The organism is Rhizobium sp. PvP014 (assembly GCF_017876855.1).
Taxonomy (GTDB): Bacteria; Pseudomonadota; Alphaproteobacteria; order Rhizobiales; family Rhizobiaceae; genus Neorhizobium; species Neorhizobium soli.
On the sequence record NZ_JAGIOT010000001.1, the window covers coordinates 831959 to 845040 of the forward strand.

Here is a 13082-nt window from a genome sequence, read left to right on the forward strand (position 1 = left end):
TTGTTCGTCAAGAGCGGACAGCTCCACACCGGATCTTATGGGGTTTCCATGAAAAGGATACTTTCCAGCATCACGGACGGCCGCGGCTTCGACATTGGCCTGGTCGGAGTTCCCTTTGCCTTCCTGTTCATTCTTGCGGGCTTGCCCTTGCTCTACAATATCCTGATGAGCTTTCAGGAAGTGGACATGTTCAGTCTGGGAAGCATCATCAGGCCATTCGTCGGCTTCAAGAATTACATCGATCTGTTCAAGCAGCCCGAAACCCTGCCTATTCTCTTCAACACCGTCATTTTCGTGGTCGGCTCGATCGCTGGCCAGTTTCTCATCGGGTTTGGCCTTGCGCTGTTTTTCTGGGTCAACTTTCCGGGATCATCGTGGCTTCGTGGATTGTTTCTGGTCTCTTGGGTCATGCCGGGTCTGGTCGTCGGTGCGATCTGGAACTGGATACTCTCGGGGGACTTTGGCGTCCTGAACTTCTTTCTGCGTGAAAGCGGCCTGATCGACAGCAATATCTTCTGGCGCTCAGACCCCAATTTCTCGCTGTGGGCGGTCGTGCTCGCCAATATCTGGCTTGGCACATCGTTCAATATGATCCTTCTGTCCGTCGGTCTTTCCGCCATACCCGGCGATCTCTATGAAGCAGCCGAGCTGGACGGTGCAAACGCCTGGCAGCGGTTCTGGACCATCACACTGCCCATGATGCGCTCCACCATCGGCGCGATCATTTCGCTCGGGCTTATCTTCACACTGCAACAGTTCGATCTGTTCGCGGCAATCACGGATGGCGGGCCGAACAACTCATCCAATGTCGCCCAATACTGGGCCTGGGACCTCTCCTTCCGGCAATACGACTTTGGCAAAGGCGCGACGATCTCGGTCATCATGACCGTGTTCGTGATGTTTGCGGCTATCGTCTATGTGCGCTCGACCCGTCATGAGGTGCGCGGATGACTGAAACCAACCGAAACCGCCTGATGCTCGCCATCGCCATCATCATGGCGGCGATCTACCTGTTTCCGCTCTACTGGATGTACGTCACGGCTCTCAAAACGGGTTCGGAGATGTTTGCCACCCCGCCCAGCTTCTGGCCATCGACAGCGCAGTGGAGCACTTTCGCGTATGTCTGGGAAAGCCGGAACATGGGCCGTTACCTGTGGAACTCAACGCTGATCGCCTTTGGATCGGTGGCGCTCATCGCCGTTCTCGGTACCGGCTGTGCCTATGTACTGGCGCGGTACCGTAACCGCTGGGTGGATGTGGGCCTGTTCCTCATTCTGATGCTGCAGGTTCTGCCCGCATCGCTGATGATCACGCCGATCTTCGTCGGGTTCTCTCAAGTCGGTTTGCTGGACTACCCGCGCTTTGCCGTCATCCTGGCGATAGCGGCAAAGAGCATGCCGTTCTTCGTGGTTCTCGTGCGGGCAACATTCATGGCTGTGCCGATGGAGCTTGAGGAGGCCGCTTTGGTCGATGGCAATTCGCGCATCGGTGCCTTCTTCAACATCGTGCTCCCGCTTGCCCGCAACGGTATTCTTGTCAGCGCCATCCTCATCTTCATGCAGGCATTCGGCGAGTTCGTCTATTCGAAGTCGATGATCCAGAACATCGAATTGCAGCCCGCAAGTGTCGGTCTCAACTCGTTCATGGGTCCAAACACCAGCGAATGGAACAACATCATGGCGTACGCAACGATGTACGTAACCCCGATCCTTGCCATCTTCGTCCTTCTGCAGCGCCGCATCGTTTCCGGCCTCACATCGGGAGCTCTCAAATGACCAATCAAATCGAATTGTCGGGCGTCAACAAATATTACGGTGCCTATCACGCGCTGAAGAACATCGACCTCACCATTCGCAAAGGCGCTTTCGTCGCCCTGGTGGGACCGTCCGGATGTGGCAAATCAACGCTTCTGCGCGCCCTCGCAGGGCTTGAATCGATCTCCGAAGGAAACCTGGTTATTGCCGGCGACCGCATGAACAACGTACCACCCCGCAAGCGGGATCTGGCCATGGTGTTCCAGTCCTATGCGCTCTACCCGCATATGACGGTTGAGGAAAACCTCACTTATAGCCTGCGCATTCGCGGCACCAAGAAGGCGGAAGCGAAAAAGGCGGCAGAGGACGTGGCCGCCATTACCGGCCTGTCGGACCTGCTGCATCGCTATCCCCGCGAACTCTCGGGCGGACAGCGGCAGCGTGTCGCTATGAGCCGGGCCATTATCCGCAATCCCAAGGCCTTTCTGTTCGATGAGCCACTGTCCAACCTCGACGCCGCCCTGCGTGTCCATATGCGCAAGGAAATCAGGGCACTGCATGACCGGCTTGGCGCGACCTCGGTCTATGTCACGCACGACCAGATCGAAGCGATGACAATGGCTGATCACGTCGTGGTCATGCGCCAAGGCGTGATCGAGCAACAGGGCCGGCCGCTTGAACTCTATGACCGACCGGTCAACCGTTTCGTTGCCGGATTTATAGGATCGCCGGCCATGAATTTCATTCCGGCAACGACAGGACCGGATGGAAGAAGCCTCATCCTGGATCTTGGCCGGCCACAGACGATCGGTCTCGACAGAACCATTCCGGCCAATCGAAATCTTGTCGTCGGTCTGCGGCCCGAACATCTTACCATCGCCGAAGACGGCAAGGGTTTGTTGGAAGCACCAGTGGCCTTGGTCGAGTCGACAGGGTCAACGACCTTCGTCACAACGGCAACGACGCCCGAATGTGTCGTCGTCGTGAACGGACGAGTTCCAATAACCGGCGGTCAAACCGTCGGATTGAATTTCCTGCAGGAACACATTCATCTGTTCGATGCGGAAACGGACAGTCGGATTGAATGATTGATGCCTGTGGCGACAAGCGTAACCACGCGCTTGAGCCGGGTGGCTGCGTCCGACGGCTTTCAGAAATCGTTCTGGCCGGTTTTGCTGAGCGCAGCTGGCACCGTTGTTTTTCCGCTGCGGCTTTCTTCTCCGCATTTTCCCCTTGCGGTCCGCCAATTCTGACCCGCCACACCCCCATGTTCATGGCTGGCGCGGTTTGGGAATTTGCTCAATAATCCTTTCTGGCCAAGCCGAGGCCTGAAAGCGAGTGTCATCTTGAACACCCAAACGGAGAGAGCCGGACCTATATCCGTTGTCATCGTCGAGGACGATGGACCAACACGTCAGCGTATCGCTGACGGCCTGTCCGATGCTTCCGCATTTTCGGTTCTTCAGGCGGGAACGCTCTCGGAGGCGCGCCAAGTGCTGGGGTCTGGTTATCCTGATGTGCTTCTGACTGACCTCCAGCTACCCGATGGCCATGGCATGGACCTGATACGCGACGTCCGCCAGCATAGCCAGACCACCGAGATCTTGGTCATCTCCATCCTGGGCGATGAAGAAAGCGTCATTTCCGCTATTTTACTCGGTGCCAACGGCTATCTGCTGAAGGACGCTCTGCTGACCGACATCGCCGACACGGTGCGCGATCTTATGCGGGGCCACTCGCCAATCTCGGCCTCGATTGCCCGTTTCATCGTCAAACGGACGCAAGGCGTCAAGGATCCCGTCGTCGGGACGGACTTGAATACCGCCAAGCTGACAGCGCGGGAAATCGACATTCTCTGGGGCATCGCCAAGGGTTTCAGCTACGCCGACATCGCGGATTATCTGGGTATTTCACGCCAGACCGTTCCCGGCTATATAAAGAACATCTATCGCAAGCTCGAGGTGAATACCCGCGGTGAGGCCGTATTCGAAGCCTTGCAGCAGGGCTTGATAAAGCTTTAGGATGAAAGCTGCCGCTCACCAAGTTGGAAGGATGGCTCGACCGCGTGGCAGGATCGGCTGGCTGCTGCTGTACCTGGCGCTGCAACCTGTCATCATCGTCCTTTGCATCCTGGCCCGCCAGATCGGCCCGCCCCTGCCTCCCGCGGTCTATGAACTGAGCGGCGTTGAGCTTCAAGACGCGACAGGCCAATTCCGTTCTGTGGACCTCCCGGACTTTCGCCCCGTCTCCGAAGATGCGACCTCCTCTGCGATTTATCGCGTCTCACTCGAACGACCGACCACGCAGAAAGATGTGGCATGGAGCATTTTCGTGCCGCGCTTTACCACGGGCGTACAATTCGAGGTCAACGGCTCAATGATCCACGATACGCACCGGAATGTTATGAGCCGCAGACCCGACCGCAATACGTCCGCCATAGCGACGATTCCGGAAAGCCTGCTGCATGAGGGGCGCAATGAGCTGATCATTCACCTCGTCACATGGGGGCCGGTCGGCGGCTATCTGGACAGCGTTTATGCCGGTCCGGACAAGGTCCTGAGACCGGTTCACGATCAGCGGTCGATCATGTTCGAGACCCTGCCCCTCATCCTTGTTGCCGGACAGGCGACATTGGGAGCGATCCTCGGCCTGATCTGGATCAACCGCCGGAACGATCGCAGCTATGGGCTGCTTGCGCTCGCCATGCTGATCGGTTTTTTTCAGTATTTCGTCTCGATGCCAGCATCGCCACAGACGCTCGGCCTCGTCGGCGCTGCCGTTGTTACGCAAGCGCCGCTGGTTCTGCACTTCATCGTGCGCTTCATCGACATGCCGCCACCGCGATGGCTTCATCTCACATTCGTACCCGGCATTATCATTGCCTTTGCGGGCCTTTCGGGACAGCATGATTTACTTCACGCCATCTTCCTGCCGCTAGGGCCACCAACGATTGCTCTCTGCGCCGCCGTTGCTTGCGTGCTCTTGGGCAACGCAGCTCTGCGCGGAAACCGAAAGGCGCTGATAATGGCGCCTGTATTCTCAGTCATGCTGGGATGCGCCCTGAACGATATCCTGACGGTCAGCCGGCTCCTTCCGGGTGAACGGATCTTTATCGGCTGGTTCGGTTATTCGATCGTCCTGATCGTCATCGGAGTTTGGCTGACCTGGCGTTTCGTCCAGGCTTTGAATGATGCCGACAGTTTCGCCGACCGGTTGGTGAAGCAAGTGTCGGAGGCCGAGGTCAAGCTCAGGGCAAGTTTTTCCCGCGAAGAAGAACGCGCAAGGGCGGCGGCTTTGGCATCGGAGCGGACGCGATTGATGCGGGACCTGCATGACGGGTTGGGCGGGCAACTCGTCAGCATCGTCGCTCTTGCCGAACAGCCGAGAGATACAACGAATACAATCGGAGATGCCGCTCGCGCTGCGCTGCGCGATCTTCGTCTGGTCATCAACGCAATGGAAGAGATCGATGGCGACCTCATGCTTGCCCTTGGTTCTTGGAGGGAGCGGATATCAGGCCAGTTGCGCGCCCACGACATGCAGCTCGTTTGGAGCGTGCAGTCGCCACACGGACTTCCCGTCTATCCGGGCCTTCGTCCAAGGCACGTTATCCAGGTTATCAGGCTGCTTGACGAAGCTGTCACCAATGCGATCAAACACTCGGGCGCATCGATGGTGACGATCATGATCGAGACCATACCTGGCCCCGACGGCGACGCGAGGGGCCAGATCTCCGTCAGGGACAACGGTTGCGGCTTTGCGGTCGATGCGGTGAATGGGGCGGGGACGGTGCAGGGCCGAGGCTCGCTCAACATGAAAAAGCGCGCAGCCCTCTGCGATGTGACCTTGTCCGTCACAAGCGCACCGCTCGGCACGACGGTCTCGCTGCTGCTACCCGCCGACTTCCCCGAAGCCACCCAAGGGGGCTGATGCCAGCGGGGAGCGCGCGGATAAGGTGATAGGAACCGAGCGCGGAGACACTTCCATCGCCTGGACTATCTGATGCCGAGACGGTTCCTCGGGCCACCACGATTGACCGGCGCGACACCGAGACCAGGTGCGCGAACGCCCGGCCTGCGGACACACCCAACCGGCAAGCCCGGAGCAGTACAATAGATCGCGGTCCTTGCCACGGGACGCGCCACGCAACCAAGCGGAACCCCCGGCGCCGTGCAGTAAACGACCACCGCGGCCGGGGGGCGCACCACGCAGCCTTTTGGGACGCCGAGGGCGTTGCAATACACGACGGCCGCCGCCGGCGCGGCCGTGAAAATTGGCGCTGCCAGCACGGCAAGATAGGTAAGGGCCAATGCGGCCTTGAAACCATTTGGGCGATGTTTCATGGCGAATGTCTCCCGGATTCTAAACTGCGCCGACGGATACCGGCTTGACCCCATCATGCCCGTTTCCGGTACCGCGAATACGCCATGAACATGGGGTGGATGCGCATCTTAAACGCACTTAATGGTTGAAACTATCGATTGCTCGCCAGGCCGGTTTGCCGGGCGAGCCGTAGTTTCTCTGCAAGTGCGAACGGGACTGGCACGATGGACGTCTCCGCGACTGCAACAGGCCCGTCCCCGGCCCCCGATCAGTCTGTCGTCAACGTCGCGGACTGGATCGTCAGTGCAGAGCAGGTCGTCGAGCGTCTCGAGACGGCGTTGGTGGACACGGCGCTCGCCCTGCCACATCTTGATCGGGAACTGTTATGGGCGGGCACGGTGTCCATGACCTCGGCGCCCAGGGTTCTTGCCCTCAGCCTTGGCGCCGGCGGTGTCGTCATGCTGATTTTTATGCTGAGCAGTTACGGGCTCAGAGGCCGACGCGAGGCTGCCGCGCGCGAACGCGTCCCATTCCTCGCCGTCTTGAAACGGACGGCCTGGAGCCTTGTGCCATTGCTGGCCGCCATCGCGGTGGGGCGCGCAATAGCCGTTCGACTGCTGAGCGCCGATCCGCTCGGGGATGGCTTTGCCAGGGAGTTTCTCGTTTCCGTCATCTACTGGCTGTCTGCCATTACCTTTCTCGGCATTGTCTTTTCGCCCCGCACTCCTCAAGTGCGGCTTCTGCCGCTGGACGAGAGCGGCGCGGAAAAAGGACTTCGGCGAAGCGCCGTGATCCTGGCGTGCGGATACCTGATGGTGTGCCTTCTGGCAGCAGCCGCCCGCGTCGGCATGCCGCCGAACTCAGTGCGGCTGCTGGCGATACTCGGCGCGTTTGCCATGACGGCGGCGGCTCTTCGATTGCTGCATCTTCTGCGCCGGCACGGCCTGACGCCGCTGCTACACATAGTCGCCGCCTGGATGATCCTGCTGGTGTCAGGCTTGTGGATATGGGGCTGGCTGATGCAGCAGTTTGACCTGTACCAGGGCATCAAGGGAACAACGATCGCCCTTATGCTGGCGCTGGCCTTCGATCGCTCGATCGCCCTCTCGATCCAGCTGTCGCGCAAGCCCGAGGTGATGCGTCGACTGTTCGTGGTGCGGGTGGTGATCGATGCCTTGGCGGCAGCTGTCATCCTCAGGCTGATCGTCGAGTACTGGCTGGTCGGCACGCTTGCGGTCATCCCGCAACAGGATTGGCCGCATTACTCGCGGCAGATCAATTTTTCGCTTTTGGTGTTGGTGCTCGCTGCCGTACTCGCCGCGGTTACCCACGCATGGGTAGAGTCGCGCATGATGCCGAAGGAGGCTCTCACCTCGCTGGAAGACGCGGAGTTGCACCTTGCGCGTATGACAACGGTTCTGCCGATCCTTCGTGTGGTCTTGCTGGGGCTCATCGGATCGATTTTCTCGCTCGTGACCCTGTCGGTTCTTGGGGTCGACACCACTCCCATCATAGCCGGCGCCGGCATTTTGGGTCTGGCCATCAGTCTCGGGTCCCAGGCGTTGGTGAAGGACGTAATATCGGGCATTTTCTGGATGCTGGACGATGCGTTCCGGCTCGGCGAAGAGATTGAAATCGACTCCACTCCCGGCAGGGTGGAGCAGATACTGATCCGCAGTCTCAGACTGCGCGGCTTGGATGACAGGCTGCATACAATTCCCTACGGCCAGATCGAGACCGTTGTCAGCCGCAGTCGCGGACTCGTCCTCGCTCGGGTTAGCCTGAGACTGGAGAACGACACGGACGCCGTCGGGCACGCGCGGTTACTGCGGTTGGCGGCGTCGACCCTTCGAAGCGAAACCAGGCTTCAGGCCGATATCGTCGGCAAGATCGCGATCAGCCCGCCTGAAGCCCATCTGCAGACCAGGGAGCTGGTGTTGAGCTTCAATTTGGCGAGTGCCGCAGCGGTGACCGCCCTTCCCCTGATCCGCTCTCTGCTGCTTGAAGTGCTCGAAGCCTCCGGCTTCGATCTCGCGCCAGATGGCGTCCACGTCTCTCTTGCTGAAAGGCGCGCCACGGCAGCCCCGGTGGCTGGCACACTGGACGAGGTGCAGACCCCATGAACATGGGATGGCTTCACTGCAGCCTTTGGTTGATCGTGCCGTCCAGCATCGTAGGGACATTGACCAGTCCCTTGGAGCAGGTCCTGCGGCCTCGTCGCGAAGAATTGGTCCGGATTAGCTGATGCTGGCAGTTCCGCAACTGAAGAATGGACTGCTGACCGCGTCCGCCCGGCAGGAGGCTCCCGACACAGGGATCAACCTGGCGGATATCGCAACACTCAAAGGAGATCGAAATGGCAAACGTTAAGCTGATCACCCCTGTTCTGATCGTCTTCGGGGGGCTGGCCGTCGCTTCGAGCGGCTATGCGCAACAGGAGGCCTTCATGACCGCAGACAAGAACGCCGACACGATGCTGGACCAACCCGAATTCAAGGTTTTCATCGACACGATGGCCGCGTCCGGAAAGCCGATAGCACTCAAGGTCAAGCAGGCCGGTCGCTACAACCTGGCGTTTGGCCGGATCGACAAGGACAAGAACGGACTCCTGACGCCGAACGAGTTGCAGTCGCTGAAATAGCTGCCGCTCCCTGAGCAGGCCTGCCACGACATGCGCAAGGGAAGGATCTTTCCATGAAACATGCACTGTTGCCCCTGGTGGCCGCAGCTCTGCTGATTGGCTGGGTCGGGCAGGCCTGCGCCCAGGCCGAGAAGCGGAAAGTCATGGTCGAGGCACCTACCCTCGTCGAGGTGACGCTGTACCTGGAGACGACGGGAACGTTCCGCGCGGTCAACCAGGTTGACCTCGTCGCCCGAGTCTCCGGTACGCTCGAGAAAGTGAACTTCAATGAAGGCGACACCGTGCGAAAAGGTGACGTCGTCTTTCTCATAGAGCCCGAACCCTATCGCATCAGCCTCGCAGCTGCCGAAGCAGAACTGCGTCAGCAACAGGCCAACCTGCAACAGGCGGTCTCAAACGCGGCCCGGCAGGAAGGACTTTCTGCCAAGCAGGTCGTATCGCTAAGCGCAAATGAATCGGCGGTGGCACAGAGACTGGCAGCCGAGGCACAGGTCGAGGCCGCCAAGACCAAGGTGCGAAGTGCTGACATCAACCTCAGCTACACGGAAGTGAAGGCGCCGTTCGACGGTATCCTATCCGCACGCGCGGCCGATCTCGGCGCCTTTATCAATGCCGCATCGGCTCCGAAGCTCGCCTCGCTGGTCGAACCGGACCCGCTCCACGTACTCTTCTCGGCCGATGAGCGGCAGGTAATCGCCATTCGCCGCGCGATGGCTGAGCGCCATATAGACCTGAGGAGCCTCGGGGCGATCCGAGTTGAAGCCGGTCTTCAGGGTGATGCGACCTACCCTTACAGTGGATATCTCGACTACATCGCGCCAGAGCTGGATAGCGCGACTGGGACCATGACCCTTCGCGGCGTTATTGCCAACACGCACCGCTTGCTATCGCCGGGCATGTTTGCCCGCGTCCGAGTCCCGATCGTCACGCGCAAGGCACTGACCGTGCCGGAGGCCGCGATCGGCAATTCCCAGTTGGGCCGAACGCTTCAAATCGTCGATGCCGAAGGCAAGGTCGCAGCCGTCAAAGTCGCGCTCGGAGAAAAAGCCGCCGGCGGCCGACGGGAGGTTGTCAATGGCGTGAGAGAGGGCGACCGCGTGATCGTCAAGGGCGGGGCTGGGTTGCGTGCCAGAGAAGTCGTCGAAGTCGTGACGGCACTCGATTGATCTGCTTACAGAAACAGGGAATGCCCCAGGATGGCCAGGTTCTTTATCGATAGACCGGTGCTTGCGAACGTGATCGCGCTCCTGACCGTCATACTCGGTCTGGTGGCGCTGGTCGGCCTGCCTGTCGCACAATATCCGAATGTCGTACCGCCCTCGGTGCAGGTGACGGCACGCTATCCCGGTGCCAACGCCGAGACGATCGTCCATGATGTGGCATTGCCGATCGAGCAAAAGGTCAATGGGGTCGAGGGCATGCTCTACATGCAATCGACCTCCACCAGTGACGGCACCTACGCACTCACCGTGACCTTTGCCATCGGCACCGATCCCGACGCGGCGCAGATCCTTGTGCAGAACCGTGTGGCGAGTGCGACGCCTTCCCTTCCGGATGCCGTACAGGCACAAGGCGTGCAGACGGCCAAGCGCTCGACGGCTATTCTGGCGATTGTAGCACTCACCTCCGACAACCCGGATCATGACAGCCTGTTCATGACCAATTATGCAACCATCAACCTGCTCGATCAGATCGCTCGCATCCCCGGCGTCGGTAGTGTCTCGGTTTTCGGCGCCGGCAACTATGCGGTGCGCATCTGGTTGGATCCGGACCTAATGGCGGCACGCGGTCTCATGCCGTCAGATGTGAACAACGCGATCCGCCAGCAAAGCCGTACATCGTCCGCCGGCCAGCTCGGCCTTCCACCGGTGCCGGATGGGCGCGATTTCCAGTACACGCTGAAGCTCGACTCCAAGCTCGCCGATGTGGCGGCCTTCGAAGACATCGTCCTGCGCGCAAATGACAATGGTGATCTCGTGCGCCTGCGCGACGTGGGACGGGTAGAGCTGGGTGCTCAGCAATACAGCCAGGATTTCAGTCTCGATGGAAAGCCGGCGGCAGGCCTCGCACTGTTTCTGTTGCCCGAGGCCAATGCGCTCGACGTCGTAGCGGCGGTCAAGGCAAAACTGGAGGTCATGTCGACCGACTTCCCCGAAGGGCTTCGCCACTCCGTGCCGTTCGACACGACGCTGTTCGTCAAGGCCGCCATCGATGATGTCTACCACACCCTGGTGGAAGCCGCGTTCCTCGTGCTGGTTGTCATCCTCATCTTCCTGCAGGATTGGCGCGCGATGCTGGTGCCTGCCACTACGGTGCCTGTCACCATCATCGGCGCCTTCGGCGCATTGGCATTGTTCGGTTTCTCCATCAATCTTTCCACCCTGTTCGCCATCATCCTTGCCATCGGCATCGTGGTTGACGATGCAATCATCGTGGTCGAGGCCGCTGCTCGCCATCTCGATGACGGAAAAACGCCAACGGAGGCTGCGGCGCTTGCCATGGACGAGTTGATGGGCCCGATCATCGGCATCACACTTGTGCTGCTTGCCGTGTTCCTCCCGGCCTCCTTTCTGCCTGGCCTCAGTGGCGAAATGTATCGCCAGTTCTCGCTGGTCATTGCCGCCACGGCCCTGATCAGCGCGGTCAACGCCGTGACCCTGAAGCCGACCCAATGCGCCCTATGGCTGAAACCACATGCCCTGAAGCCGCGCAAGAACGTCGTCTACCGCGGTTTCAACGCAAGTTACGATGCCGTCGAACGGGTCTATGCAGGGCTGGTGAGGGTCATGACCCGTTTCAGTGTGACGGTCTCGCTGGTGGCACTGCTGTTGGTCGCGCTCTCGCTCTCCCTGCTGGCGCAGGTGCCGACGGCCTTCCTGCCGATCGAGGACCAGGGGTATTTTCTGGTATCGGTCCAGTTGCCCGAGGGCGCGTCGCTCGAGCGCACACGCCTCGCAATCGAGAACCTGCGGGGGCGGGTCGAGAAGCTGGATGCCGTTGAAACGGCGGTCGCAATCAGCGGCGTCTCCGCCCTCAACAACAATGCCAGCCTTTCCAACGCGGGTGTCCTCTACGTGATCCTCAAGGACTGGAGCCTTCGCCAACAGGGAGATGACCTGTTGTCGCTCTACACCTACCTGCGGAGGCTGACTGCCGATCTCCCGGACGGACAGGCGCTCGTGCTTCCGCCGCCTCCGATCCAGGGTATCGGCAACGCGGCGGGCTTCACCATGCAGGTAGAGGCCCGTGACGGCGCCTTCGACTATGCGGCTTTGGAAGAAGTGGCGGCCAGCATCGCCCGTGCAGCAGGGTCTGATCCGACATTCCGCGAAGCCTTCAGTCCGTTCCGTGCCGACGCCCCCCAATTTGCCGTCTCGATTGATCGAAGCAAGGCTCAGCGCGCCGAGATCGATGTCGGCGGCGCCTATGACGCTGTCAGCCAGTACATCGGATCGTCCTATTCCGGCCAGATCAACCTCTTCGGCCGCATTTTCCAGGTTTATGTGCAGGCAGACGCCTCAAGGCGCGCCGAAGTCGCCGACCTGGAGCGGCTTCGGCTGCGCGGCGCCTCCGGCCAGATGGTGCCGCTGGGCTCGATCGCAGACGTAAAACCGGCCACCGGGCCTGCGCTGATCAGCCTCTACAATCTCTATCCATCCGCTCAAATCATCGGCTCGCAGGCGCAAGGCTATTCGACCGGCCAGGCGCTCGATGCACTCGACGGGATCGCAAAGTCGCTGCTGCCTCACAATTTCGAACGGGAATGGACGGCTGTGTCCTACCAGGAACGAGAACTCAGCGGACAGATTTATCTGGTCTACGGCCTGAGCCTGCTTCTAGTCTATTTCGTTCTGGCTGGCCAATATGAGAGCTGGTACGCACCAATCAGCGTCATCGCGACCGTCCCGCTCGCGCTGATCGGAACGGCTACGACGCTGCTGTCGCTCAATGCCGCCGTCAACCTCTACACGCAGATCGGTCTGGTGCTGCTCGTCGCACTGTCGGCCAAAAACGCGATCCTGATCGTTGAAACCGCGCGGCATCTGCGGCTGCATGACGGCGCAGAGACCGTGGATGCGGCCATAAGGGCTGCGATCACGCGGCTTCGACCGATCCTGATGACGTCGGTCGCCTTCATCCTCGGCGTCGTGCCGCTCGTGCTGCAGACCGGGGCGGGAGCGAGCGCGCAAAAGTCGATCGGGATCGCGGTTCTGACCGGCATGATGGGCTCAACCTGCCTGACCGTCGTCTTCGTACCGTCGCTCTTCGTCGTCATGCAGAGAATGGAAGAGCGCTTCAAACGTCGCGTTCCAGTTTCAAGCTAACTGTGGCCGGCAAGCAGAGAGCCTTGTAAAGTCGTTCGC

11 protein-coding genes are annotated in these 13082 nt (G+C 60.1%); 10 read left to right on the forward strand and 1 reads right to left on the reverse strand.

What is annotated here, in order from left to right; translation table 11 throughout:
• Nucleotides 1–48: 48 nt before the first annotated feature.
• The 6 genes from J3A65_RS03760 to J3A65_RS03785 are packed head-to-tail and all read left to right on the forward strand — an operon-like array spanning nt 49 to nt 5684.
• Nucleotides 49–951 carry a sugar ABC transporter permease gene (locus J3A65_RS03760; protein WP_062459955.1) on the forward strand — a complete coding sequence of 301 codons (903 nt, stop codon included), beginning with the start codon at nt 49–51 and terminating at the stop codon, nt 949–951.
• Entirely contained in the window at nt 948–1775 is an 828-nt protein-coding gene (locus J3A65_RS03765) for a carbohydrate ABC transporter permease (RefSeq protein WP_062577842.1), read from the forward strand. Before J3A65_RS03760 ends, J3A65_RS03765 begins: the two co-directional genes overlap by 4 nt.
• The gene (locus J3A65_RS03770) at nt 1772–2842 is read left to right on the forward strand and encodes an ABC transporter ATP-binding protein (RefSeq protein ID WP_209899533.1); all 1071 of its coding nucleotides are present in this window, start codon (nt 1772–1774) and stop codon (nt 2840–2842) included. The genes J3A65_RS03765 and J3A65_RS03770 overlap by 4 nt, the downstream gene beginning before the upstream one ends.
• Nucleotides 2839–3060 (forward strand): hypothetical protein, encoded by a 222-nt coding sequence (locus J3A65_RS03775; protein ID WP_209899538.1) that lies wholly within the window; start codon nt 2839–2841, stop codon nt 3058–3060. The genes J3A65_RS03770 and J3A65_RS03775 overlap by 4 nt, the downstream gene beginning before the upstream one ends.
• Nucleotides 3061–3100: 40 nt before the next feature.
• A complete protein-coding gene (locus tag J3A65_RS03780) occupies nt 3101–3775 on the forward strand; it encodes a response regulator transcription factor (RefSeq protein ID WP_062459961.1) in 675 nt (224 codons plus the stop codon).
• A gap of 31 nt (nt 3776–3806) precedes the next feature.
• Nucleotides 3807–5684 (forward strand): ATP-binding protein, encoded by a 1878-nt coding sequence (locus J3A65_RS03785; protein WP_209899541.1) that lies wholly within the window; start codon nt 3807–3809, stop codon nt 5682–5684.
• Nucleotides 5685–5749: 65 nt separating this feature from the next.
• On the opposite strand, the gene J3A65_RS03790 is transcribed toward J3A65_RS03785, so the two are convergent.
• A complete protein-coding gene (locus tag J3A65_RS03790) occupies nt 5750–6097 on the reverse strand; it encodes a hypothetical protein (protein WP_209899544.1) in 348 nt (115 codons plus the stop codon).
• Nucleotides 6098–6301: 204 nt separating this feature from the next.
• On the opposite strand from J3A65_RS03790, the gene J3A65_RS03795 reads away from it, so the two are divergent.
• The 4 genes from J3A65_RS03795 to J3A65_RS03810 all read left to right on the forward strand — a co-directional run bounded on the left by J3A65_RS03795 (nt 6302) and on the right by J3A65_RS03810 (nt 13043).
• Nucleotides 6302–8200, forward strand: a complete 1899-nt coding sequence (locus tag J3A65_RS03795) for a mechanosensitive ion channel domain-containing protein (protein ID WP_209899547.1) — start codon at nt 6302–6304, stop codon at nt 8198–8200.
• A 233-nt stretch (nt 8201–8433) separates the two neighbouring features.
• Nucleotides 8434–8718 (forward strand): EF-hand domain-containing protein, encoded by a 285-nt coding sequence (locus J3A65_RS03800; RefSeq protein ID WP_113111390.1) that lies wholly within the window; start codon nt 8434–8436, stop codon nt 8716–8718.
• A 53-nt stretch (nt 8719–8771) separates the two neighbouring features.
• Nucleotides 8772–9884 (forward strand): efflux RND transporter periplasmic adaptor subunit, encoded by a 1113-nt coding sequence (locus J3A65_RS03805; RefSeq protein WP_209899551.1) that lies wholly within the window; start codon nt 8772–8774, stop codon nt 9882–9884.
• A gap of 30 nt (nt 9885–9914) precedes the next feature.
• Entirely contained in the window at nt 9915–13043 is a 3129-nt protein-coding gene (locus tag J3A65_RS03810) for an efflux RND transporter permease subunit (RefSeq protein WP_209899554.1), read from the forward strand.
• Nucleotides 13044–13082 lie beyond the last annotated feature (39 nt).